This is a genomic window from Solirubrobacter soli DSM 22325, assembly GCF_000423665.1.
In the GTDB taxonomy this organism is placed as follows: domain Bacteria; phylum Actinomycetota; class Thermoleophilia; order Solirubrobacterales; family Solirubrobacteraceae; genus Solirubrobacter; species Solirubrobacter soli.
On the sequence record NZ_AUIK01000021.1, the window covers coordinates 74208 to 97231 of the forward strand.

Here is a 23024-nt window from a genome sequence, read left to right on the forward strand (position 1 = left end):
GACGCTACACCGAGTTCGGTGCCTCTGTCAACGAATTCCTTTCAATTCATTGCAAGGCCTTGCGAAGGATCTTTCAGGGTTGATGACAAGTTCGTTGATTCACCCGACATATATTCCCGGAAACGCCGCAAGACACGAATAAGCAGGGGTGGCATCGAATCGGGTCATCCGATGACTGGATGAAGGGGTTTGATGAGAACCCGAAGGCTTTTGTCGTCGAAGCGACTCGGTTGCGTCAACGCGCCAAATGCGAGACGCTTGCGTCCTCCCCACGATCACCTCGCAGGAGTTCTTCCCATGAGCCCCACCCTGCAGGACGCCGGCGCGCTGCGCGACGAGATACGCGCGACGTACCGGGACGTCGCCCGCGACCCCGACGGCGAGTTCCACTTCGAGACCGGACGCCCGCTCGCCGAGCGGCTCGGCTACCCGGCCGAGTGGCTGGACGCTGTCCGGCCTGAACGGCTGGCGCGCTTCGCCGGCGTCGGGCACTTCCTCGACCTTGCGGAGATCGAACCGCGCGCGAAGGTCCTCGACCTCGGGTCGGGCTCGGGCACCGATGCCTGCATCGCCGCCCACCTCACCGGGCCCGCGGGGTCGGTGATCGGCGTCGACATGACCGACGCCCAACTCGCGACCGCCCGCCGCGACGCGCCCGCGAACGTCGAGTTCGTCGAGGGCCTGATCGAGGCGCCGCCGGTGGACAGCGAGAGCGTCGACGTGGTCATCGCCAACGGCGCGATCAACCTCGCTCCCGACAAGCAGGCCGTGTTCGACGCGGCCGCCTGGGCGCTGCGGCCGGGCGGCCGGCTCGCCTTCGCGGTCGTCGTCTGCGAGCTGCAACTGCCCGAACGCACCCGCAGCAACAAGGAGCTGTGGTCGGCGTGCATCGCCGGCGCCGTGCCGCTCGCCCACTGCCTGCAGGCGGTCGAGGCGTCCGGCCTGCACAAGCAGACCGTGCGCACCAACACCGGGTACCGCTTCCACTCCCCGCGCGCGCAGGCGACCGCCGAGCGCTACGGGGTGACGAGCGTGTCGGTGCTGGCGGTGAAGCCCTAACCGAGCAGTGCGCGGGTCTCGGCCGGCGTGGCGACACGGCGGCCGGACGCGGCGATCAGCGCGGCGGCTTCACGGACGAGCTCGACGTTGGACGGCGAGCGCGGGCCGGCATAGTCCTCGAGCCCGACGCGCACGTGGCCGCCACGCGCCAGCGCGAGCGCCGCCAGGCCGCAACCGACCACGTCCCCGCCGAGGACCGCGACGAGCCATTGCCTTCCGGCACCGTCGAGCATCGCCAGGTAGGCGTCGAGGCTCGGCTCCGTCGGCGGAAGCCCGAACGGCAGCGCCTCGCCGCCGAAGTAGAGCTTGATGATCGCGCCCGCCGGGAGCGGCAGCGCGAGCGCCGCGCGGAGGAAGCTCGGGTCGAAGATCGAGACGGATGCCGTGAGACCGAGCGCGGCGCACCGGGCCACCGCGAACCGGGCGTCCGGGAGCGTGTTCACATAGACGCGGTCGCCGAGGTTGACCGAGCCCGGGTCGATCAGCCCGACCCGCAACAGCCCCGCGCGGGCGAGTGCCTCTTGATGGGCCCAACGCGTCTCGATCGCGATCCCCGGCCCGCCGCTCGCCTGCGTCGTGTAGAGCTGGACGTCCGGGTGTGCGGCGAGGATCGGACGCCACGCCTCAGCGTACGGCTCTGACGCGTGGACCCCGTCGTCCACCCACATCGGCTCGTCGTTGTGGTTGTGGACGATCGAAGCGCCCGCCGCGATGCACGCCAGCGCGTCCGCCGTGATCTCGGCCGGCGTTCGCGGGGCGTGTGGCGTCACCCCGTTGAGCGCGACCTCGATGATCGCGCTCATGACAGCGGCAGCGCGGCGCTGACGACGGTCCCGCGGCCCGGCGGGCTCACCACCGACAGGGTTCCGCCCGCGGCCTCGGCGCGGTCGCGCAGGCCGGTGATGCCGCTGCCGCGTGAGGCGTCGGCGCCGCCGCGGCCGTCGTCGGTGATCTCGCAGCGCAGGACGTCGCGGTGGCGGAAGACGGTCACCCGCGCCTCGTCCGCCCTGGCGTGCTTGGCGACGTTGGTCAAGGCCTCGGAGACGATGTAGTAGAGCGTCGCCTCGAGGTGGTCGGGCAGGCGCTCGGGGAGGATGTCGAGGACGACGGCGACCGGGAGGCGGCTGGCGAGGACCTCGAGCGCGCGGCCGAGGCCGTGCTCGCCGAGGATCGCCGGATGAAGGCCGCGGGCGATCTCGCGCAGTTCCTCCAACCCCGCGCCGAGCTCGTGCAGCGCCTCGTCGAGCAACCGGGCCGTGATATCCGGCTTGGCCTCCAACTGCGAACGGGCGACGCGCAGCTTGACGGCGACGCTGACCAGGTGCTGCTGCGCGCCGTCGTGGAGGTTGCGCTCGAGGCGCCGGCGCTGCTCGTCGCCCGCCTCGACCAGGCGGGCGCGGCTCGCGATCAGGTCGGCCCGCGCCTGCGCGCTGGCCACCGCCAGGGAGACGAGCTCACAGAACGCGCCGAGCCGGTCCTCGGTGTCCTCGGGCAGCGGGTCCTCGCTGGTGATCGCGACGGCGCCCCAGAGCGCGCCGGCGACGACGATCGGCGCCGCGGCGGAGGAGCGGTAGCCGACGCGGAAGATCGCCTCGGCGATCTCCGACTCGTCGCGCACGCCGCCCCAGTCGTCGATGCGGGCGGGCGAGCCGGTGCGCAGCACGCGGCCGATCGCGGAGCTCTCCTTGGCCTCGAGCACCTCGCCGATGCTGAGCACGTCGACGCTGTCGCGGTTGTGGCGGCCGACGATCGTCGCGCGCCCGTCACCCCCGTAGCGGAAGACCGCGGACGAGTTGACCTGCAGGACGCGCGCGCACTCCTCGCTCACCGCCATGAACACGCGGTCGGGGCTGACCTCGGCGGCGACCAGCGTGGCGACCCGCCGCAGCGCCCGCTGTTCGGACGCGAGCCGCGAGATCTGCGCGAGCTTGGCCTCCGGGTCGCCCTGCAGCGCGCGGTCCTCCTCCTCGCGCAGCGACTCGCGGTCGGTCAGGTCGATGCCGGTCGTGACGAGCGCGACGGGCTCGCCGTCGTCGCCGGTCATCGGCCGGTTCGACCAGGCGATCAGGCGCCTCCCACCGGACTTCGTCGCCCAGTGGCCGACCTGCGGGCTCGGCGAGCCGGTGTTGAAGACGTAGGTCAGGAAGTCGCCGAACGCCTCGCGCTCCTCGGGCGGGATCACGAAGTCGCGCGCGTCCTTGCCGAGCACCTCGTCGCGGGCGTAGCCGGTCGCGCGCACGCACGCGTCGTTGAAGAGCACGATCCGCGCGTTGCGGTCGTACACGCACACGAGGGACTGCGTGGTCTCCGTGAGGATTGCGGCGAACGACTCGCCGAGGATGAAGTCGTCCATGCTCGCTATCGGCGAGCACCATACCCCCTGCTCAGGAGCTTTGGAGTTCCTCGCTGAGCTTGGCGATCGCGAACCCCCAGCCGTCGGCGACCTTCACGCGCGGCGGGAGCGAGATCTCGTCGGGATTCGTGACCACGTCCAGCAGCACGGGGCCGGGGTGCGCAAGCGCCGCCCGCACGGCGTCGGAGAGCTCATCCGGGCCCTCGACACGCACGCCGTGCAGGCCGAGCGCCCGTCCGACCGCCGCGAGGTCGGGGTTGGCCAGCATGGTGCCGAACTCCGGCAGTCCGCCCTGCTCCTGTTCGAGCTTGACCATGCCCAGGCGCCCGTTGTCGAAGACCACGAACTTCACGGGCAGGTCGTGGCTGACGGCGGTGATCAGGTCGCCGAGCAGCATCGTCAACCCGCCGTCGCCGCAGAAGGCGATCACCTGCCGCCGCCGGTCCAGCGCCTGCGCGCCGAGGGCCTGCGGCAGCGCGTTGGCCATCGAGCCGAGGTTGTAGGAGCCGATCAGCCGCCGTGTGCCGGTGAACTCGACGAAGCGGGAGAGCCAGACCGTGGACATCCCCGTGTCGCTGGTGAAGATCGCGTCCGCGGCGGCGTGCGTGTTGACGGCGGCGGCCAGCGCCTCCGGGCGGATGCGCTGGTCCGGGTTGTCGAACTTCGCGCGCAGCTTGGGCACGATGCCTGAGTCCTCGTAGCCCGGGTCGGCGAGCTTGCGCTGGTCGTCGCGCCACGACGCGTAGCGGCCGGTGGCGTCGTCGAGGTGGGTGCGGTCGGGCTTCGCGCGGACGCGGTCCAGCAGCGCGGCGGCCGTGAGGGCGGCGTCGCCGACGATGCCGACGTCGACCCGCGTCCGCCGGCCGATGTGCGAGCCCACGACGTCGACCTGCACGACGACCTTGTCCTGCGGATACCAGTCCGTATACGGAAAGTCCGTCCCGAGCATCAGCAGCAGGTCGCAGCCGTCGAACGCGTGCCGCGCCGCGGGGTTGCCGATCAGACCGGTCTGCCCGACCTGGTAGGTGTTCTCGCGCTCCAGCCCTTCCTTGGCCTTGAGTGTCAGGACGATCGGCGCCGACAGCTTCTCGGCGAGCGCGAGCACCTCGGCGCGGGCGTCGCGCGCGCCGATCCCGGCCAGCAACGTGACCTTGTCGGCGCCGTCGATGGCGGCGGCTGCCTCGTGCAGGGCGTGCGGGTCGGGGAGGATCTTCGCCGGCGGGGCGATGAAGCGCGCCTCGGGCGTGCCCTTCGGGAGGTCTTTGTCGCCGAGGTCGCCGGGCAGCGTGAGCACCGCGACGCCGCGCTGCGTGAGCGCGCCCTGGACCGCTCGCTCGAGCAGGTTCGGGAGCTGCTCCGGGCTCGTGATCGTGTGGCGGACGACGGCGACGTCGGCGAACAGCGCGTCGTTGTCGACCTCCTGGAAGAAGTCCGTCCCGAGCTCCGCCAACGGCACCTGACCGCACAGCGCCAGCACCGGCGCGTGCGACTTCTTGGCGTCGTAGAGGCCGTTGAGCAGGTGGATCGAGCCGGGGCCGACCGTGCCCATGCAGACCGCGAGCGTCCCGGTGAGCTGCGCCTGCGCGGACGCGGCGAACGCGCCCGCCTCCTCGTGACGCACGCCGAGCCAGTCGATGCCGTCGTGCCGGCGGATCGCGTCGGTGATCGGGTTCAGCGCGTCGCCCACGACGCCCCACACGGTCGTGACGCCCTGGCGCGCGAGCGCGGCGACGATGTGCTCGGCGACGGTCATGCGAACGTCTCCGCGCTCGCCGCTTGCCAGTCGGCGGCCCAGCTCTCACGCGGGTCGCCGCTCGCCAGCTCTCCCGGCTCGAGCCACTCGTAGAGGTCGCCGTAGCTCTTCGTGGTGTGCTCGTCGACGCGGCGCATCAGGTGCCCCGGGCCGAGCTTCGCCGGCCGATCGATCCCCATCGACGCCATGATCCGCACCGCCTCCTCGACCGCCGCCTGCTGGTAGCGGGTCACCCGTTGGGTCTTGTCTGGAACGTCGAGTGCCCGCGCGCGCTTCGGATCCTGCGTCGCGACGCCGACCGGGCACGTGTTCAGGTGGCATTCCTGCGACTGGATGCAGCCGAGCGCCATCATCATCGCCCGCGCCGCGTTGGTGTAGTCCGCGCCCTGCGCGAGGCGCTTGACGATGTCGCTGCCCGTCGCGACCTTCCCGCTCGCGCCGATTCTGATGCTGTCGCGCAGCCCCGCGCCGACGAGTGCGTTGTGCACGGTCATCAGCCCTTCGGTGAGCGGCATGCCGACGTGGTCGGCGTACTCCATCGGGGCCGCGCCGGTCCCGCCTTCGGCGCCGTCGACGATGATGAAGTCCGGGGCGGTGCCCTCGGCCAGCATCGCCTTGCAGATCGCCAGCAGCTCGCGGCGGCTGCCGACGCAGAGCTTGAAGCCCGCGGGCTTGCCGCCGGCCAGCTCGCGCATGTGGGCGATGAAGCGGACGAGCTCGCGCGGCGTGTGGAAGGCCGTGTGCGCGGCCGGACTGACACACGGCTCGCCCTGTGGGACGTCGCGCGCCTCGGCGATCTCCTTCGTCACCTTCGCGCCCGGCAGCTGTCCGCCGATGCCGGGCTTGGCTCCCTGGCTGAGCTTGAGCGAGACGAGCTTGACGTGCTCGTGGGCGGCCTTGTCCTGGAACTCGTGGGCGTCGAAGCCGCCGTCGTGGGTGCGGGCGCCGAAGTAGCCGCTGCCCAGCTCCCAGATCACATCGCCGCCCTGGAGGTGATGGTCGGTGAGGCCGCCCTCCCCGGTGTCGTGGGCGAAGCCGCCCGCCTTGGCGCCGCGGTTGAGCGCGGTGAGCGCCGCCTTGGAGAGGGCGCCGAAGCTCATCGCCGAGACGTTGAGCAGCGCCATCTCGTACGGCTGCGCGCAGTCCGGGCCGCCGATCCGGACCCGCGGCGGGTCCTTCGGTGGGTCGAGCGGCGCGATCGAGTGCACGAGCCACTCGTAGCCCGGCGCGGTGACGTCGAGCTCGGTGCCGAAGGCCTGCTCGTCCTTGGCGCCCTTCGCGCGCTCATAGATCGACGTGCGCGTGTCGCGGTCGAACGGCCGCCCGTCGGTGTCGCGCTCGATGAAGTACTGCTGGAGCTCGGGCCGCAGGGCCTCCATCGCGAACCGGGCGTGCCCGAGCAGCGGGTAGTTGCGCAGGATGCTGTGCTTGCGCTGGACGAGGTCGTGGATCCCGACCGCGACGATCAGGGCGAGGATCGCCGCGACGATCCACCAGCCGAGGATGAGCGCGCCGGCGAATGCGAGGACGGCAAGGGCGAACGGGAGGAAGCGGGACACACCCCGGCCCTACCCAGTGCGTATGAGAGAACCCCGTTAAGGCCCGGTTATCGGACGGCTGCGAGCAGGCCGCCGATGGCGGCCGAGAGCTGCTGATGCAGCGCGGGCGAGGGCTCGGCGTCGACGGCGGCGCGGACCAGGCCGAAGAGGAGCGTCGTGGTCGCGGCGACCTCGGTGTCGCTGAGACCGCTCGCGCGGAGCAGGTCGCTCAGCGGCGCGAGCAGGCGGCGGTGGCCGTCGGCCAGCCCGGCGCGCGTCTCGTCGTCCAGCGCGCGCTCGGCCTCGGGCGCTGCGCGGACGAGCGCGTGCTCGGGCCGGCGCGCGTAGGCGAGTTGGTGGTCGACCCAGCGCTCGATGCGCGAGCCGATGTCCCCGTTGCCCGCGAGCAGCTCCGCGGAGGTCGCCGCCTCGGCGTCGAGTTCGCGCCGCAACCAGCGGGCGAGGATGTGCGCCTTGTCCGGGAAGTACCGGTACAGCGACGTGCGCTTCAGTCCGACGGCGGCCGCGATGTCGCCGAGGCCGACGGCAGCGTAGCCGCGCTCCAAGAAGAGGCGGATGGCCGCGTCGAAGACGGCACTCTCCTGCTGGGCGACGTGCTCGGCGACGGTATCGGCGCTGATCCGCGGCACCCGGTCATCCTGACACCAGCCCACCCCGGATCAGCCGCAGGTGGCGGTCGGCGTACGCGAGCGGCGCGTCGTCGTGGGAGACGACGAGCGTCGCGACACCATCCTCGCGGGCCGCGGACGCGAGCAGCCGGGCGATCTCGGCCGACAGATCGGGGTCCAGCGACGCCGTCGGCTCGTCGGCCAGCAGGACCGTCGGGCGCCCCATCAGCGCGCGTGCCACGCCCACGCGCTGGCGCTCGCCGCCCGACAGCTGCGCGGGGAGCGCGTCGGCGCGGTGGGCGACCTGCACGCGCGTGAGCAGCTCGTCCGCCCGGCGTCGCGCCGCCCGACCGCGCTCGCCCCGCACGTGGGCGACCAACTCGAGCTGCTCGCGCGCCGTCAGTGACGGCAGCAGGTTCGCCGACTGATAGACGAGCGCCATGTGCTCGCGCCGCGCAGCGGTGCGGGCGCGCTCGCGCAGCCGCGCCGTCGGCATGCCCGCGACCAGCACCTCGCCGCGCGCGGGCCGACGGAGCAGACCGGCGTAGGTCAACAGCGTCGACTTGCCCGAACCCGACGCGCCGGTGACGACGACCAGCTCGCCGGGAGCCAGCACGAAATTCAGGCCGTCCAGCAGTACGCGCGCCCGGTCGCCGTCGGGGACCTCGGCGTGCAGGTCTTCGAGCGCGAGGGCGGCGGTCATGCCTGCACCCCGAGCGCGATCGCCGGCTCCACGCGCGCGATCCGCCGCAACGCGACGAGGCTGCCCGCCAGTCCCGCCGCCACGAGCAGCCCGGCGCTCGCGGCGATCCCGCCCGGCACCAGGGCGACCGGCACCGGCCCGCCGTCCAGCAGCGCCACGATCGCCGTCCCGGCCGCCCCGCCCGCGACCGTCGCCACCGCAACGACCACGAGCATCTGCGCCACGCCGTCTCGCACCACGTAAGCCGTCGACGCGCCCAACGCCTTCATCACCCCGATCTGCTGGGTGCGCTGGACGGTCAACACGGTGAAGAACGCACCCACGACCAGCGCCGAGATCGCGAGCAGGAAGGCCCGTATCAGCGACATCGTGGCCGTCTCCGCCGTGAACCCCGGCGAGCCCGCGAAGGCCTGCTCCTTGGTCTTGAGCTCGGTCCCGGCCCGTGCCGCGAGCTTCGTCGCGTCGAGTCCCGGGGGCAGCCGCAGCGCGAGCGCCGAGAAGCGCCCGCGCGCGTCGTTGCCGTAGGCGATCCGCCGCCAAGCGGCCAGCGACGTGTACGCGATCGGCACGTGCCCATAGGACCCCGCGAAGGTGAAGCCGAGCACCGGCAGCACGACATCGGAGCCCGCGATCCGGTAGCGGTCGCCGATCCGGACGCCCTCGTCGCGCAACTCGCCCGCGAGCACCAGCCCCTCGAGGTCGCGCGCCCGCTGCGCGTCGGCGGCGGCGAGGAAGTCTCCGTCCCGGACCCCGAAGAGCGCGAGGTCGATCGACGGCTCACCGCGCCGCCCGCCGACCGGCGCACCGTTGACGAACGACACGCCGATCGGCGACGCCTGCACCCCGGGCTGCGCGGTCCAGGCCGACAGCGCGCGCTCGTCGAGCGTCGAGCGGCTGAAGACCGCTTCGCTATGTGGCGCGAACGCCAGGTGCGTGAGCGGCAGCGCCCGCAGACCCGAGGTCCCGTCGCGCACCAGCCCATCGGCCAAGCCCGACAACACGGTCGACAGCACCGCCACCAGGCCGACGACCGACCCGACCAGCACGAAGCGCCGCCAACCGCGCCGGAGATCTCGCAGCGCGAGGAACATCAGACGAGACAAGTTATCGACATGGTGTCGACATCTTAGTCGCAGCCCGACCACAGGTCGGCGATCGCCCGTTAACGCAAAGTGACGCGGTCCCGAGCCGCTCGGGGTGCTCTCCCCCGGCAGCGCCATTCCCCACGAAGGAGAGTGTCGCCGGCCGACGGCTGAGCGGCGAGCCCTTGCAACCCCTGGGCTTCGCTCTCTGCGGCTCGGTTCCGCGTGCTCCATGAAGGTACGCCCGCGGGACGCCGCCGGTCAAGGGGTCCGCGACGACGTTCCCGCAATGTGGGCGAAGCCTTCGCTGCCCACCTGCGTTCCGGCCATCGCGGCGTGGACGGCGTAGCCGCTGATCATCGTGTTCTCGAGTGGCTGGGCCGAGGCGGGCACGGCGAGGGCGAGCAAGCCGCTGACGGCGAGCAGGGCGATACGGAGCATGGGGGCCTTCCTTGGGTGGGTGGTGGTCACGATGGGCATGACCCGCCCACCCACACGAAGGTTGGCCGCTTGTGGGTCAGAAACCGCGGTCGAGCGAGAGCACGAAGCCGCTCAGCCGCAGCGTCCCGTCCTCCTCCGCGACGGTCGCCTCGTAGATCCCGGCGCTCTTGACGACGGTCTCGCCCTCGTCGGTGACGATCAGCGTCAGGTAGGCGTTGACGCGGTCGCCCTCGAGGCGGTGGATGTTGGTGATCGAGTGACGGCGCTGGTCGGTCTGGCTGTCGAGGATGTCGCCGAAGAAGGAGACGATCGTGTCGCGGCCGGCGAGCGGGCCTATCGAGTCCATGCCGACGATGTGGATGGTGACGGTCGCGTCCGCGGTCAGCGTCGTGGCCATCAGCTCGCGGTCGTGGAGGTCCTGGGCGGCGCCGTAGCGGGCGAAGAGCTCCGCGATGTCGCTGTATTCGGCCATGGGTCAGTCCTTGAAGGCGGGGATGACGTCGCGGCCGAAGCGGCGGATGGCCTCGAGCTCGAGCTCGTGGCTCGGGCCGGCGGCGACGCGCATGGACAGGATCAGGTAGTCGATGCCGAGCTCTGCTTGGAAGCGCTTGACCTGAGCGATGCAGTCGTCGGGACTGCCGACGATCAGTCGATCGACGCGGTGCTTGTCGAAGTGGAAGTCGTCCTCGGAGGACACGCCCTGCAGGAAGGGCTCGCGGTCGAGCACCCAGCGCGGGATCTGGGAGAAGTAGAACCAGTGCTCGGCGCGGATGCACGGCCACCAGTCGCGCTCGACGTCGTCCATCGAATCCGCGACCCAGCCGTCGCGGAGCAGGACCATCTGGAGCTTGTCGGACGTGCCGTACTCCTCGCCCGCGGCGTCGTAGATGCCCTTCCACTCCTTCATGACGTCGATGTTGTGGAGCGGGTCGGTCGGCCAGGGCGCGCCGAAGCGGGCGGCGCGGCGGATGCCGGGCTCGGACATCGCGCCCATCCACAGCTCGGCGTTCCGCGGCAGCGGGGTCAGGTTGCCCTTGACGCTGAAGTGCTTGCCCTTGTGGTCGAGCGTCTCGCCCGCCCAGAGCTTCTGGACGATCTCGATCGCCTCCTCGAAGCGCGAGACCTGCGTCTTGGGGTTCAGGCCGAAGAGCTCGAACTCGGTCGGGAAGTTCCCGAGGCCGACGCCGAGCTTCAGGCGCCCGCCGGAGAGCACGTCGACCATCGCCGCGTGCTCGGCGACGTGGACCGGGTGCTCGAACGGGAGCAGGTGCACCGTGGTGCCGATGTCGACCCGCTTCGTCCGCGCCGCCAGCGCGCCCAGTGCCGGCCACGGGGACGGCAGGTAGGCGTCGGGCATCATGTGGTGCTCGGGCACGAAGAGGCCGTCCCAGCCCGCCTCCTCGGCGGCCTCGCCGGCGGCCAGGATCTCCTGCCAGCGTTGCCCGATGTTCGCGGCTTCCGGTGGGTCCTGCGGGCGGAACAGCAGTCCGAACTTCATCTGAGCCGTCTCCTCGTCGGTTCCGGTCCGGAAGGTATCGCAAGCAAACGAACAGTTGGTCAGTCGAGGAGCTGCTCGATCGTCCGGCGGGCGAGTGCGCTGAACGCCGGGTTGGTCTGTTCGTAGTAGGGGACGATCAGCGCGGCCTGGTGCAGCGCGATGCCGCGGGCGCGCTCCCACGTGGCGTCGTCGACCTCGAGCGCCTCGCGGAACGCCGCGCGCCCGGGCGCGTCGAAGACCGCCCAGGCGGGGATGACGTCGGTCGCGGGGTCGCCGGCGCCGACGCCGCCGAAGTCGATCACCGCGCTCAGCCGACCGTCACGGACGAGGAGGTTCGGCCGCAGCAGGTCGGCGTGGATCCACACGGGCGGTCCGGTGAAGGGCGGCGTGTCGAGCGCGCGATCCCAGGCTTCGAGGGCGGCGCCGTCGAGGACCGGGCGGGTGACGGCGTCGAGCTCGCGCAACGGACGGCGGCCGCCGCGCGGCGCGTCGTCCGGGACGGGGATCGCGCGCAGCTCGCGCACGAACCGCGCGAGGTGGCGCGCCGCGACGCGCTCGTCGGCGACGAGGCCGCGCGCGGGCGGCGCCTCGCGCCGCGCGGCCGGCGCCTCGCCCCGCGCGGCCGGCGGCTCGCCCCGCGCGGGCGGCGGCTCGCCAGGCCCGGCCGGCGCGGTGGCCGCAGCCAGCCCCGCGTACGGCTCCCCCTCGAGCCAGCGGAAGATCCCCCAGGCGAAGGGATATCCCTCGCCGGGGCGGCCGAAGGCGACGGGTTCCGGCACCCGCAGCGACAGAGCGGGCGCGAGGCGTGGGAGCCACTCGCGTTCGCGGTGGAGGTCGCGTTCGTACTTCGCGATCCGCGGCAGCCGCGCGTACAGCTCGTCGCCGATCCGGTAGATCGCGTTGACCGTCCCCGTCGAGCGGAACTCGCGCACCGGACCGGCGAGCGACGGGAACTGGCCGGCGACGAGCGCCGAGACGAGCGCCGCGCTCGTGTCGACCTCGCCCGGGTGGAGCTTCACAGGCGGCGGGCGGCGGCCTCGATCGCCGCGCGCGCGTCGGCGGCCAACCGCCGCGTGATCTCACCCGCCGGCAGTGCCTCGGCGAGCGGGTGCGCCTGACCCGCCCAGAGGTTGATCAGGTCCGGGTCGCCCGCCTTGCGTCCGTGCGCTCGCAGCGGCGAGGTCAGGTGGTGGATCTCGGGGTAGGCGCGGGGAGCGTCGGCGGCGTGGTCTGTGTGCCAGCGGTTGGTGATCCCGCGGGCGAGCCGGCCGCTGAACGCGCGCGTCAAGACGGTCGGCGCGTCGCCCGCGACCGCCGCGCGTTGCGCCTCCGACGTGCCCGCCTCAGCCGCCAGCAGGTACGCGGTGCCGACCTGTGCCGCGCTCGCGCCCGCCACCAGCGCCGCGCCCACGGCCGCGCCGGTCGCGAGCCCGCCCGCGGCGATCAGTGGCACGTCGACCGCCGCGCCGATCAGCTGCAGCGCGCTCAACAAGGTCAGGTCCGACGCGTCGGGATCGTCGACGAACACGCCCCGATGCCCACCCGCCTCGACGCCCTGCACGATCAGCGCGTCCGGACGCGACTCCATCGCCGCCCGCGCCTCCGCGACCGACGTCACCGTCAGCCACACGGCCGAACCGGCCGCACGCAGCCGCTCGACCGCACCCGAGGGCGGCAGGCCGAACGTGAACGAGACGACCGCGACCGGCTCCGACACGAGCGCGTCGACCTTCGCGTCGAACAGGTCGTCGTCGAATCGAGGCGTTCCCAGCGCGACCCCGGCTCGGGCCGCCACCGGCTCCAGCCGCGCGGCGTACGCCTCGACCACCCCCGGGTCGGCGGCCGAGCCACCGCCGACGAACACGTTCACCCCGAAGCGCTTGGACGTCAGCGCCCGCGTGGCGGCGATGTCCTCGAGCATCCGCGAGACGGTCAGATAGCCCGCGGCGACGAACCCGAGCCCGCCCGCCTCACTGACCGCCGCGGCCAGCGCGGGCGTCGACGGCCCGCCCGCCATCGGCGCCTGCACGATCGGCAACTCGGCTATTTGGCCCATACCGAGACATGTTTGCGGCTGGCGCTCGTGAACGGCTCGCGCCGCCACCCGCTCCAGCGCTCGCGCAGCGTCATGCCCGCCAGCAACGCCATCAGGTCGAACTCGGCGGGCCAGGCGTAACGGAAGGGGATCGACCCGCGGATCGCGCGCCCGTCGGGCGTGATCTCGAGGTGGTGCGAGACCAGCCCCTGGTTGGCGACGTCGTACTCGTCGAAGCCGACGTGGTCGGAACCCACATGGAACGGGATCACGGTCTCCCCCGGCGGCAGCCGCTGCAGATCCGGGATGCCGACCTCGATCACGAAGGTCCCGCCCGGTCGCAGATGAGCGGCGGCGTTGGCGAAGCACGCCACCTGCAGGGCCTGCGTCGTGAGGTTGCCGATCGTGTTGAACACGAGGTAGACGAGCTGGAACTCCCCCGCGACGCGGGTCGAGGAGAAGTCGCCGATCGCCACCGGGATGTCCGCGCCGCCCGGCTTGGCCCGCAGGCGCGCGGCCATCGCCTCCGAGAGCTCGATCCCGCTCACCGCGACCCCGCGCGACGCCAGCGGGAGCGCGATCCGTCCCGTCCCGATCCCGAACTCGAGCGCGGCGCCGTCCCCCGCCAGCGCGGCCAGGAACGAGACGATCGGGTCGATCACCTCCGGAGCGAACTCGCCCGCGGAGGACGCGTCGTAGCGGGCCGCCACCTCTTCGCCGAAATAGTCATGCATCGCCGCTTCCCGTACCCCGCTGCGAGCCGGGTGAGGCCTCGTCGTCGAGATCGAGCAGCATGTCGATGTGCGCCACCAGCGCCGAGGCGGGTCGCGTCCCCACCGTCAGCAGCACCTCGCGGCACGCGAGCAGGAGCTCGTCGCGCAACTCGAGCGCCTCGGCGAGGTCGGGCTCTTGGGGACTCACCCCGAGGACGGTAGAGCGCCGCGCACCACGATCGCGAGCTCCTCCCCCGTCTCGACCAGCTGGACGTCGTGCGAGGCCATGTCCTCGGGCAGCTGGGCGCGCTGGTGCTCGAAGACGACGCACAGCGGACAGCCGACCGGCAGGATGACCATGTCGGCGGTGCGGGCGACGTGGACGATCAGCTCGAACACGGCGTCGGTGACGTGCGCGAACTTCAGGCCCGCGAACGGCCGCCCCGCGATCGGCAGACCGTGAACCGACGTGCCCGCGACGTCGAGGCTCCCGTCCCCGGCGACCCGGAAGCCGCCCGCCTCGAGCAGGATGCGCCGGACCGGGATCCCGTCCCGGTCCGCCACGTCTCCGAAGGCACGGACGAAGATGTCCACGCCCGCAAATCTATGCGGCCGTCAGGCCGACCTCCATGTGCGAGGCGAGCGCGGGGCTCGGCGCGGCGATCACGTGGGGGTCGCGGCGGCGCCGCAGCGCCAGCCCGCTGAGCACCACGCGCCAGATGACGATCTTCGCCCGCCGGCTCGCGGACGCGCCCGTCCGGGCGCGCAGCGGCTCGATCAGCTCGCGCGCCGTGTAGGGGACGATCCCCTGGCAGGCGAGGCACATCGTGTGGTCCCAGGCGCCGCTCGCCTTCAGCGTGAGGCGATGCAGCGTGCGGTCCTCGCGCAGCGAACGGACCCGGATCGCGTACGAGACCGTATGGCTGGTGGCGTGATGCCACGCGACACCATCCACGTCCGCGAGCAAGAGCGGCTGCAGGCGCGGCCGCTTGAGGCCCTCGTGCAGCGGCTCGCCGTTGGGCATCGTGTGACCGATCGTCGCGTACGGGGCGAAGTGGTCGACGTGCGGGAGCCGCGCGGCGGCCGCTTCCAGGGCGGCGAACGTCTCCGGGCGGTAGAGGTAGTCGTCCTCGCCGAAATAGACGAGGTCCTCGTCCGCCCATCCCTGCTCGAGCGCGAGCTCCAGCGCGGTCCAGTAGGCGCCCATCGCGTCGGCCGCCGAGCGGACCGTCACCCGGCCCGCGGCCTCCATCAGCTCGAGCTGCTCGCCCGCCACCGGTCCGTCGTTGAGGAAGATCAGGTCGCCGTGGTCCGGCCACGCGGCGAGGAAGGACTCGAGCGACGAGAGCTTCGAGAACCCCGGCGGGCGTGGCTTCGCGTTGACCTTGGCCGTGGAGCGGTAGATCGCGTGCAGCACCTCCCGAACGTCGTGCGCGCAGATGACACGACCATGAGATCGGTCACAAAGTTCAGCGTTCGGCGAAACATCAATGTGCCGGTCCTCAATCCAATCGGAGGAGCCTCCATGTTCCGTGTCGCCCGCGTCGCCGCCCTATCGCTCGTTCTCACTGCTCTCGCCGCGGTACCCGCGCACGCGCAGCAGCCCGCCACCACGCTGACCGCCAATGGGCTCGGGGAGGCCGACGTCAAGCCCGAGAACCGCAAGAGCGACGCGTCGATCCGCGAGGCCGTCAAGGCCGCCAACGCCAAGGCGCTCCCCGACGCGATGGAGAAGGCCCGCGCGCACGCGGCCGAGCTCGCGGCGGCCGCCGGCGTCACGCTCGGCCCGCTGATCGCGATCTCCGACAACCCCAACAACGGCTACACGTTCTTCGGCCAGCAGGGCACGTTCGGCAACGGCCACTACTGCGGCAAGGTCCGCAACACGAAGACGGTGGTGCGCAACGGCGTGCGGCGCCGCGTGGCGACCAAGGGCACGCACCGCGTCTGCCGGGTCCCCCGCGAGGTCTACGCGACGGTCAGCCTGACGTTCTCCGTGTCCTAGGAGCCGGTTGACGCATACCGGTGCGCCCGGGTGCGGCACATCCGCAGCGCCTCGCGCCACCCACGCTGCTCACGGCCCAGAGGGCCGCATCGCGAGCGCGGGCGACCCGAGCCACTGGCGGCTGCACCACACCGGTCGGACCGACCATGCGTCAACCGACTCCTAGGCGTTTTCTCATCAGGGACCCTTAGGGTCCCCTAACTCATGTTGCCCAGTTTCGTGATCGGCCTCCGGGAGGGGGTCGAGGCCGCGCTCATCGTCGGCATCATCGCCAGCTTCCTGCGCCAGGAGGGACGGCGCGACGCCCTGCGCCCGATGTGGGCCGGGGTCGTCGCCGCGATCGTCATCTGCGTCGCCGTCGGCGGGCTGCTCGAGCTGCTCGACACGGAGCTGCCGCAGCGCCGGCAGGAAGGGCTCGAGACGGTGATCGGCGTGGCCGCGATCGGGATCGTGAGCTTCATGATCGTGTGGATGCGCCGGCACGCGCGCGGGCTCTCGGGGCAGCTGCGCGACAGCGCGCGGGCGGCGCTCGCGTCGGGGTCGGCGAGCGCGCTGATCGCGATGGCGTTCTTCGCCGTCATCCGCGAAGGCATGGAGACCGTGGTGTTCCTGCTCGCGGTCTTCCAGAACGCGGACGATCCGGCGACCGCGGGCCTGGGCGCGCTGCTCGGCCTGGCGGTCGCGGTGGGGATCGGCGCGCTGGTGTACACCGGCGGCGTGCGGCTGAACCTCGCACGGTTCTTCCGCATCACCGGGTTCGTGCTCGTGCTCGTCGCCGCCGGCCTCGTGGCGAGCACGCTGCACAGCGCCCACGAGGCCGGCTGGCTGAACGTCGCCCAGGGCCAGGCGCTCGACCTGACCTGGCTGGTGGTACCGGGCTCGTGGACGTCCGCGCTGCTGACCGGGATGCTCGGCTGGCAGCCGCTGCCGACCTACGCCGAGCTGGTCGGGTACCTCGTCTTCCTGATCCCGGCCGCGGTGTACGTGCTGTGGCCCGCCGGCACGCCGCTGCTGCGGCGCGCCACAGCTGCCGCCTGATCGGCCTCGATCCAGGCGCGGACCTGCGGCCACTCCGCGGCGAGCCGCTCGAGCCACATGGCGGTCTCCGGCTTGTCCGCCCGGCCGGCGGCGGCACGGAGCTTGTCCGCGTCCAGCACGGAGACCATCGCCTGACCCACCAGCGTGGTCGTGCCGGCGATCCAGTCGAACGCCTCCGCCCACTCCGCCAGCACGGTGTTGGCGTCGCCGCCGTCGACGTCGTCGAGCAACTCGGACAGGAACAGCGGGAAGTGGAAGGCGAACCGGCGGTCGGCCTCCTCGGGGGCGTCGGACGACGCGCGCCCGACCACGTGGTCGAAGAGCTCGGTCCGCCTCGCCTTGACCCCCTGACCTTCAATCAGCACGGGCCCGCCTCCGCGTTCGGCGGCTTGCAGAGGAAGTCGACCGTCGGCAGCCCCGGCGTCCCGATGTCGAAGCGCAGGACGCGCCCGACCCGCTCCGCCCGCGTGACCTGGACCTCGATCCGCGCCTTGCTCGAGAAGCTGCGCGTGCCCAGCGCGCCGTGGAGGTTGATCTGCCCGGCCTTGGCCGAGACGTGCGCGAGCACGGTCCGCTTCGGGCAGTTCTTGACGCCCGTGCAGACGATCGTGATCTGCGCGCTGTCCGGGAAGCCCTTGGCCAGCAGCGTCACGTTGCGGGTGTTCTTGCCGCTCTTCTTCCACGTCGCCTGGATCGAGCCGACCAGCGGCGGGTACGGGGCGATGATCCCGTCGCAGTTCTCGTCGACCGCGTTGCCGATCACCTCGGTGGCGCCGGGACGGATCGCCGCATTGGTGTCATCGCAGTCCTGCGGGCGTGGGATGCCGTCGGCGTCGCGGTCGAGGTCGACCGCGTCCACGCCGGAGCAGTCCTCGTCGATCCCGTTGTCCGGGATGTCCGTCGCGCCCGGGTGGATGTTCGGGTTCGTGTCGTCGCAGTCGGCCGGGTAGCGGACGCCGTCGAGGTCCGCGTCGCCCTGGACCTCCTCGCACGAGTCGCGCTGGTCGGCGTCGTCGGAGATCGCCGTGTCATGGCCGATCCCGCAGGTCACCCGCTCGGCGACGCCGTCGCGCGAGATGATGTTGTCGTCGCCGGCGCCGCCGTCGAAGATGTCGATGCCGCCGCCGCCGAACAGGCCGTCGCGGCCGTCGGCGCCGTTGAAGATCACCGGGATCTTCAGCGACGGGTCGATCGAGGCGACGTCGTCGCCGTCACCGAGGTTGAGCACGACCGAGGTCACGCCGTCCTTGGTGCAGTCGATCGTGTTGGAGTCGTTGTCGAGGAAGTTGCAGCCCGGCCCGGGGCCGAAGCTCGCGCCCCCGAAGCGGGTGAAGCGGATCGTGGTCTGAGTCTCGAACGCCGCGATCTGGTCGATGTCACCGGGCGCGGCCGTATAGATCACGGTCGGGCCGGCCTTCTGGAAGACGCCGGTGGCGTGGGCCGCGGTCGCGGGCGCGAGCGCGCACACGGCGGCGGTCAGGATCAGCGCGCGCCTCAGCACGGCCGTCCCCCCTTCTCGCCGGGGTTCGTACAGACGATCGACGGCGCCGGGAACTCCCCGTAGCGGACGACCTTGTACGTGTAGGTGCGCCCGACGAGGCCGCTCGCGGTGACGACGACCTTGATCGACGCGCCCTTCTTGAGCTTCCCCGTGCCCAGGAACTTCTTCAGGTGCAGCGGCTGCAGGTCGCGGGCGACGATGAGCTTCTTCGTCGTCTTCAGCGCGCACTTGGCGCAGGAGAGCGACACCTGCGCGCCCTTGGGCGCGTTGCGGATGTCCATGCTGCGCAGGCGCGAGAAGGTGTTCGTGAACTGCCAGTTGCTCAGGACCAGGCTGCGCAGGAGGCCGTAGCGCTCGGCCTTGCGGTCGCAGTTCTCGTCGACGTCGTTGCCGCGGATCTCGACCGCCCCCGGGCGGATGTTCGGATCGGCGTCGTTGCAGTCGATCGGCACCGGGAACCCGTCGCCGTCGCGATCGCGGTTGACGGCGTCGCGGCCGTCGCAGTCCTCGTCGATCCCGTTCTCGAAGATGTCCAGCGCGCCGGGGTGGATCGCCGCCACGCCATCGTTGCAGTCCGCGCCGGAGGCGAACGCGTCGCCGTCGCCGTCGACGCCCCGCTCGCACTCGGCGAGGATGTCGGTGAAGTCGTTGCGCGCCTGGTCGTCGTCGGCGCCGCACGCGATCCGCTCCGGCGTGCCGTCGCGCGCCTCGATCACGTCCTTGCCGGCCTCGCCGAAGTACGCGTCGTCGCCGGCGCCGCCGTTGAGCGTGTCATCGCCCGGGCCGCCCGCGAGCACGTCGTCGGCGTCCCCGCCGTTGAGCGTGTCGTTCCCCGCGCCGCCCGCCACGAGCACCGGGTGGGTGACATGGTTGGTGGTGAGCGAGTCGTTGCCGCCCGCGAGGTCGACCGAGATGCTCGGCGCGATCGGGCAGCTGACGGGTGTGTTGCCGTTGCCTCCCGTGCACTGGCCGGTCGCCGGCGCGAAGTCGCCCGACTCCCGGCTGACGATGTAGCGCGTCTGGGTCTGGGTGATCGTGATGTGATCGTCCTCGTCCACGGTGTGGTCGCCGGTGATCCGCAGGCCGGCCTCGGTGCCGTTGTCGGCCGGGCTGAAGACGACCTCGGTGACACCGGCCAGCGCGGCCGCGGCGGGTGTGGCGTCGCCGCCGGTGATCCGCAGCGCCTGGACGGGCCGGTCGCCGCCCTGCCAGTAGTAGATGCCGGGCGTTCCGACCCAGCGGTCGTCAGGCGCGGTGCGGGCCGAGACGATCTCGTCGAGCCCGGCGCTCGGCGCCGTGTCGTAGGTCGCGACGACGTCGTGCATGGCGCGGTCGGTGGCGACCTGCACCCGCGTCGGCAGGTCCTCGTCGCCATAGAAGGTGAAGTCGACCATCTCGAACCGCGAGGCGTGCGGCCACGACGACGCGGGCTGCGACGCCCCGTCGGGTGGCACCGACCATTCGTCCGAGGCAAGGGCGGTGGTGGGTGCGGCGAGTGCCATCGCCGCGAGGAGCAGACAGAGCGCTGGGGAGGAACGCATCCGACTGACTATCGGGGTCTCGGGCCACCCCTGACAATCGGTGGGTGACCCTGAGATTTGCGATTACGCGGCCAGCTCGGCGGCAAGCTCCGAGCGCGTGTTCACCCCCAGCTTGCGGTACCCCGCGGCGAGGTGCGTCTCGACGGTCTTGATCGAGAGGAAGAGCTGCTGCGCGATGGCGCGGTTGCCCTTGCCGGCCGCTGCCAGCTCGCAGATCTGGCGCTGGCGTGGGGTCAGCGCGGCGGCGCCCTCGATCGCGGCGTGGCGGGGGCGCAGGCCCGTCGCGACGAGCTCGCGGCGAGCGCGCTGGGCGAGGATCACGGCGCCCGCGACGTCGGCGTCGGCGAGCGCGGGACGGAGCGCGTCGCGCGCCTCGACGCGGCGGCCGAGCGAGGCGAGCGCGCTGCCCAGCTCCAGGCGCAGGCGCACGCTCTCGAGGCCCGGAGCGCGGGTGGCAACGGCCAGGCCGCGCTCGCACAGCTCGATCCGCGCCTCGTGGTCGGGCTCGGCGACGGCGCGGGCGTGCAGCGCGGTGGCGATCGCCGCGGGCGCGCCGAAGCGTTCCGCCAGCGCCAGTTCCGCGTCGGCGAGCGCCGCCGCCTCCTCGCGCCGCCCCAGGTGCGCCAACGCACGCGCGGCGGTCGAGCGCCAGGGCTCCAGCGCGGGGTTCGGGCGCCCTTGCTCGGCGCGCAGCGCGCCGGCCTCCATCGCCTCGGCGTGGGCGCGTTCGAAGTCACCCTCGGCGAGCCACAGGCGGGCTCTGGCATGGCGCAGGCCGATCTCCCACACCGCGATCCCGAGGACGCCGTCGAGCCGCCGCTCGCGCAGCAGCTCGCGCGCTTCGCCGAACGCCCCGCGCTCGGCCAGCGCGCTGACGAGCACCTCGGCCGCGCCGCCGCTGAAGACGTTGGTGTCATCGTCGACGAGATCGAGCGCGAGCCGCGCGTGGTTCTCGGCCTCGGCCACGCGGCCGGTGCGCAGCGCGTGGTCGGCGGCGTACCACTCGGCGGCGACGCGCAAGCGCAGCGAGCCGCGAGCGAGAGCGACGTCGCGCATGCCGGCGATCGCGTCGGCCGCCTGCGGGTCGTCGGTCGCCACCAGCACCCGCGCGCACAGCGAGTAGGCGCTGCGCCAGTGCGCCTCCTCCTGCAGCAGGCCGTCGTCGAGCGCGTTGCGTGCCATCGCGGCCCACACCTGCGCCGACGGCGCGCCCAGCTCGGTGCCGACCCACGCCCGGTGGGCGAGGATCACGCGGCCGAGCAGCGGGTCGCGGTTGCCGGAGAGGTCGATCGCCGCCACCCGCCGCGCGCGCTCCGCGTGGCGCTCGGGGAAGATCAGCAGCGCGTCCAGCGAGGCGGCCTCGACCGCGAGCCGGACGTCCGGGTCGGTCTCGTTGGCCAGCTCGGCCTCGAACACGCCCGCCAGGCCCTCGTCACCCGCGTCGACCAGGTTCAGCGCGGCCAGCCGGGTCAGGACGTCGATCCGGCACTCGCGGTCGTCGACCTCGCGCAGCGCCTCGCGCAGGCGCCGCCGCGAGTCGGGCAGGCCGGCGTCGAAGGCCATCGTGCCGAGCCGCGCGAGCATCTTGCCGCGGTCGTCGCCGGGCGCGCGCTCCTGCAGCGCCCGCTCCAGGTAGGCCGCTGCCGCGCGTGGCACGCCGCCCCGCGCCGCGTCCGCCGCGGCTCGCAGCAGTAAGTCAGAGACCTCGGGGTCTGCCTGGGGACCGCACTCGAGCAGGTGCGACGCCACCACGCCCGGCTCGGCGTCGCAGTCCATCAGCGCCCGCGCCGCCTCGCGGTGCAGGCGCTCGCGCTCGGTCCGCGGCAGGTCCTCGGCGATCGCGACCGCGATCAGGCCGTGCGCGAACCGCGCGCCGGGCAACGGCTCGAGTGGGCTGCGGCCGTCGGCGTCCGCGCAGGGAGCGCCGTTGCGCGCCGCGCGGGCGGCGGGATCGAGCGCGTCGCTGCCGGCGAGCGCACCGCTCCGCGAGGCGCCGGCACCGGGATCGAGCAGTCCGGCGACCACGAGCGCGTCGCGCGCCGGGCCGAGCTCGCCGACCGGCACGCCGGCCACCGCCGCCAGCACGTGCGGCGGCGCGCCGTCGCCGATCACCGCGAGCGCCGAGACGACGCCGCGGTCGCGCGGCGTCAGCTCCGCCAGGCGGCGGCGGACGACGGTGCGGGCGACCGCGGTCACCTGCGGCGCGTCCTGCTCGGAGTCCTCGAGCGCCTCGGGGCCGTGGGCGGCGATCTGGCGCCCGAGCTCGCCGAGCAGCCACGGGTTGCCGCCGACCGCGCGATGACAGTCGCGGCAGACCGCGGCGGGCGTCTCCGGTGCCAGTCGGCGGATCAGCTGCATCGCGCCGCGCGGCGTCAGCGGCTGCGGGTGCAGGACGGTCGCCGAGCGGACGGACCCGAGGAGGGTCAGCAGATCGGATGCGGCGTCGGGGTCGTCGGCGCGGGCGCCGATCAGGATCAGCAGCGGCAGGTCGTCGACCCGACGGGCGAGGTAGGAGAGGACCTCGAGCGAGGAGCGGTCCGCCCACTGTGCGTCGTCGACCACCAGCGCGAGCGGGCGCCGCTCGGCGATCGCCGAGCACAGCCAGAGGATCGAGTGCGCGATCAGCATCGCCGAGTCGCCGGCGGGCGCGTTGCCCTCCAGCAGCAGCTCGCCCGCTGCCGCGGCGGCGCCGTCGAGCAGGCCTTCGCGCTCGTCGCCCGATGCCTCACGGACCGGACCTTCGAGCAGGGCCCGCACCACCCCGAAGGAGAAGTGGCGCTCGAGCGGCCCGGGGGCGGCGCGGCGAACGAGGTAGCCGGCCTGCGCGGCGAGCGAGGCTCCGTACTCCAGCAGTGCGGTCTTGCCGAGCCCCGCCGGCGCCTCCAGCACAACGACACCACTGCCACCCGCGGCCAGCCGATCGACGGATGAACGCAGCACATCGAGCTCGACGGCGCGCTCGATCAGCGGCGACGGAGCGGTTGGCAGTGGTACGACGTGCAGGTTGGACCTGCGGGGGGCGAGCGCGGTGGTCACAGTCACCGACGACGTCTCCTTCGCGGATTTATTCCATCGCTGCTGAAGATCATCTTCTGCTTCGTCCTGTCTCACAATCGTGCTGCCCGGCTTGACACA

At 72.6% G+C, this 23024-nt stretch carries 23 protein-coding genes; 3 read left to right on the top strand and 20 right to left on the bottom strand.

The genetic code is table 11. From position 1 onward, the window contains the following. Window positions 1-297: 297 nt before the first annotated feature. Complete coding sequence (locus tag G569_RS0115595) at window positions 298-1059, top strand: methyltransferase domain-containing protein (RefSeq protein ID WP_028064081.1); 762 nt, start codon at window positions 298-300, stop codon at window positions 1057-1059. On the opposite strand, the gene G569_RS0115600 is transcribed toward G569_RS0115595, so the two are convergent. From G569_RS0115600 to G569_RS0115675, 16 genes are all read right to left on the bottom strand, one after another. Next, window positions 1056-1862 (bottom strand): beta-keto acid cleavage family enzyme, encoded by an 807-nt coding sequence (locus G569_RS0115600; RefSeq protein WP_028064082.1) that lies wholly within the window; start codon window positions 1860-1862, stop codon window positions 1056-1058. The genes G569_RS0115595 and G569_RS0115600 overlap by 4 nt on opposite strands. Beyond that, entirely contained in the window at window positions 1859-3412 is a 1554-nt protein-coding gene (locus G569_RS48830; RefSeq protein WP_053226429.1) for a PAS domain S-box protein, read from the bottom strand. Before G569_RS48830 ends, G569_RS0115600 begins: the two co-directional genes overlap by 4 nt. Before the next feature lie 31 nt (window positions 3413-3443). Beyond that, a complete protein-coding gene (locus G569_RS0115610; protein ID WP_028064083.1) occupies window positions 3444-5165 on the bottom strand; it encodes a thiamine pyrophosphate-dependent enzyme in 1722 nt (573 codons plus the stop codon). After that, entirely contained in the window at window positions 5162-6724 is a 1563-nt protein-coding gene (locus G569_RS0115615) for an FMN-binding glutamate synthase family protein (RefSeq protein WP_028064084.1), read from the bottom strand. The genes G569_RS0115610 and G569_RS0115615 overlap by 4 nt, the downstream gene beginning before the upstream one ends. A 47-nt stretch (window positions 6725-6771) precedes the next feature. After that, the gene (locus tag G569_RS58095) at window positions 6772-7353 is read right to left on the bottom strand and encodes a TetR/AcrR family transcriptional regulator (RefSeq protein WP_028064085.1); all 582 of its coding nucleotides are present in this window, start codon (window positions 7351-7353) and stop codon (window positions 6772-6774) included. Window positions 7354-7357: 4 nt separating this feature from the next. Continuing rightward, complete coding sequence (locus G569_RS0115625) at window positions 7358-8035, bottom strand: ABC transporter ATP-binding protein (RefSeq protein WP_028064086.1); 678 nt, start codon at window positions 8033-8035, stop codon at window positions 7358-7360. Continuing rightward, window positions 8032-9138: an ABC transporter permease gene (locus G569_RS0115630; protein ID WP_169542152.1), complete on the bottom strand. Its 1107-nt coding sequence runs from the start codon at window positions 9136-9138 to the stop codon at window positions 8032-8034. The genes G569_RS0115625 and G569_RS0115630 overlap by 4 nt, the downstream gene beginning before the upstream one ends. A 240-nt stretch (window positions 9139-9378) precedes the next feature. After that, window positions 9379-9558, bottom strand: coding sequence for a hypothetical protein (locus G569_RS0115635; protein ID WP_157592073.1), 180 nt, complete (start codon window positions 9556-9558; stop codon window positions 9379-9381). 76 nt (window positions 9559-9634) lie between these two features. Next, the gene (locus G569_RS48840; protein WP_053226430.1) at window positions 9635-10030 is read right to left on the bottom strand and encodes a nuclear transport factor 2 family protein; all 396 of its coding nucleotides are present in this window, start codon (window positions 10028-10030) and stop codon (window positions 9635-9637) included. Between the two features lie 3 nt (window positions 10031-10033). Then, window positions 10034-11056, bottom strand: a complete 1023-nt coding sequence (locus G569_RS0115645) for an LLM class flavin-dependent oxidoreductase (RefSeq protein WP_028064089.1) — start codon at window positions 11054-11056, stop codon at window positions 10034-10036. A 59-nt stretch (window positions 11057-11115) separates the two neighbouring features. Beyond that, complete coding sequence (locus G569_RS0115650; protein WP_028064090.1) at window positions 11116-12075, bottom strand: aminoglycoside phosphotransferase family protein; 960 nt, start codon at window positions 12073-12075, stop codon at window positions 11116-11118. Next, complete coding sequence (locus G569_RS0115655) at window positions 12072-13112, bottom strand: nitronate monooxygenase (RefSeq protein WP_028064091.1); 1041 nt, start codon at window positions 13110-13112, stop codon at window positions 12072-12074. The genes G569_RS0115650 and G569_RS0115655 overlap by 4 nt, the downstream gene beginning before the upstream one ends. Next, window positions 13100-13825 (bottom strand): class I SAM-dependent DNA methyltransferase, encoded by a 726-nt coding sequence (locus G569_RS0115660; protein ID WP_028064092.1) that lies wholly within the window; start codon window positions 13823-13825, stop codon window positions 13100-13102. The genes G569_RS0115655 and G569_RS0115660 overlap by 13 nt, the downstream gene beginning before the upstream one ends. Beyond that, entirely contained in the window at window positions 13818-14012 is a 195-nt protein-coding gene (locus G569_RS0115665) for a hypothetical protein (RefSeq protein WP_028064093.1), read from the bottom strand. Before G569_RS0115665 ends, G569_RS0115660 begins: the two co-directional genes overlap by 8 nt. After that, window positions 14009-14398 (bottom strand): hypothetical protein, encoded by a 390-nt coding sequence (locus G569_RS0115670; protein ID WP_028064094.1) that lies wholly within the window; start codon window positions 14396-14398, stop codon window positions 14009-14011. Before G569_RS0115670 ends, G569_RS0115665 begins: the two co-directional genes overlap by 4 nt. A 10-nt stretch (window positions 14399-14408) precedes the next feature. Beyond that, a complete protein-coding gene (locus tag G569_RS0115675) occupies window positions 14409-15221 on the bottom strand; it encodes a hypothetical protein (protein WP_028064095.1) in 813 nt (270 codons plus the stop codon). 108 nt (window positions 15222-15329) lie between these two features. Here G569_RS0115675 and G569_RS0115680 point away from each other — a divergent pair, with 108 nt between their 5' ends. Together G569_RS0115680 and efeU are read left to right on the top strand one after the other, a co-directional pair. Then, on the top strand, window positions 15330-15809 hold the full coding sequence (locus G569_RS0115680) for an SIMPL domain-containing protein (RefSeq protein ID WP_028064096.1): 480 nt from the start codon (window positions 15330-15332) through the stop codon (window positions 15807-15809). Window positions 15810-16013: 204 nt separating this feature from the next. After that, on the top strand, window positions 16014-16847 hold the full coding sequence (gene efeU / locus G569_RS48845) for an iron uptake transporter permease EfeU (RefSeq protein WP_037496932.1): 834 nt from the start codon (window positions 16014-16016) through the stop codon (window positions 16845-16847). Here the strand turns inward: efeU and G569_RS62640 are convergent. From G569_RS62640 to G569_RS0115705, 4 genes are all read right to left on the bottom strand, one after another. Next, the gene (locus G569_RS62640) at window positions 16742-17212 is read right to left on the bottom strand and encodes a hypothetical protein (RefSeq protein WP_157592075.1); all 471 of its coding nucleotides are present in this window, start codon (window positions 17210-17212) and stop codon (window positions 16742-16744) included. The two genes, efeU and G569_RS62640, sit on opposite strands and share 106 nt — an antisense overlap. Beyond that, window positions 17206-18348, bottom strand: a complete 1143-nt coding sequence (locus tag G569_RS62645) for a putative metal-binding motif-containing protein (RefSeq protein WP_028064098.1) — start codon at window positions 18346-18348, stop codon at window positions 17206-17208. Before G569_RS62645 ends, G569_RS62640 begins: the two co-directional genes overlap by 7 nt. Then, window positions 18342-19889, bottom strand: a complete 1548-nt coding sequence (locus tag G569_RS0115700) for a MopE-related protein (protein WP_157592076.1) — start codon at window positions 19887-19889, stop codon at window positions 18342-18344. Before G569_RS0115700 ends, G569_RS62645 begins: the two co-directional genes overlap by 7 nt. A gap of 63 nt (window positions 19890-19952) precedes the next feature. Next, the gene (locus G569_RS0115705; RefSeq protein WP_169542153.1) at window positions 19953-22931 is read right to left on the bottom strand and encodes a helix-turn-helix transcriptional regulator; all 2979 of its coding nucleotides are present in this window, start codon (window positions 22929-22931) and stop codon (window positions 19953-19955) included. Window positions 22932-23024: the final 93 nt, after the last annotated feature.

Bases quoted from the DNA above. Each gene is read 5' to 3' on its own strand.
- G569_RS0115595 (WP_028064081.1), top strand. From the start codon at position 298: ATGAGCCCCACCCTGCAGGACGCCGGCGCGCTGCGCGACGAGATACGC.
- G569_RS0115600 (WP_028064082.1), bottom strand. From the start codon at position 1,862: ATGAGCGCGATCATCGAGGTCGCGCTCAACGGGGTGACGCCACACGCC.
- G569_RS48830 (WP_053226429.1), bottom strand. From the start codon at position 3,412: ATGGACGACTTCATCCTCGGCGAGTCGTTCGCCGCAATCCTCACGGAG.
- G569_RS0115610 (WP_028064083.1), bottom strand. From the start codon at position 5,165: ATGACCGTCGCCGAGCACATCGTCGCCGCGCTCGCGCGCCAGGGCGTC.
- G569_RS0115625 (WP_028064086.1), bottom strand. From the start codon at position 8,035: ATGACCGCCGCCCTCGCGCTCGAAGACCTGCACGCCGAGGTCCCCGAC.
- G569_RS0115635 (WP_157592073.1), bottom strand. From the start codon at position 9,558: ATGCTCCGTATCGCCCTGCTCGCCGTCAGCGGCTTGCTCGCCCTCGCC.
- G569_RS48840 (WP_053226430.1), bottom strand. From the start codon at position 10,030: ATGGCCGAATACAGCGACATCGCGGAGCTCTTCGCCCGCTACGGCGCC.
- G569_RS0115645 (WP_028064089.1), bottom strand. From the start codon at position 11,056: ATGAAGTTCGGACTGCTGTTCCGCCCGCAGGACCCACCGGAAGCCGCG.
- G569_RS0115655 (WP_028064091.1), bottom strand. From the start codon at position 13,112: ATGGGCCAAATAGCCGAGTTGCCGATCGTGCAGGCGCCGATGGCGGGC.
- G569_RS0115660 (WP_028064092.1), bottom strand. From the start codon at position 13,825: ATGCATGACTATTTCGGCGAAGAGGTGGCGGCCCGCTACGACGCGTCC.
- G569_RS0115680 (WP_028064096.1), top strand. From the start codon at position 15,330: ATGTTCCGTGTCGCCCGCGTCGCCGCCCTATCGCTCGTTCTCACTGCT.
- efeU (WP_037496932.1), top strand. From the start codon at position 16,014: ATGTTGCCCAGTTTCGTGATCGGCCTCCGGGAGGGGGTCGAGGCCGCG.
- G569_RS0115700 (WP_157592076.1), bottom strand. From the start codon at position 19,889: ATGCGTTCCTCCCCAGCGCTCTGTCTGCTCCTCGCGGCGATGGCACTC.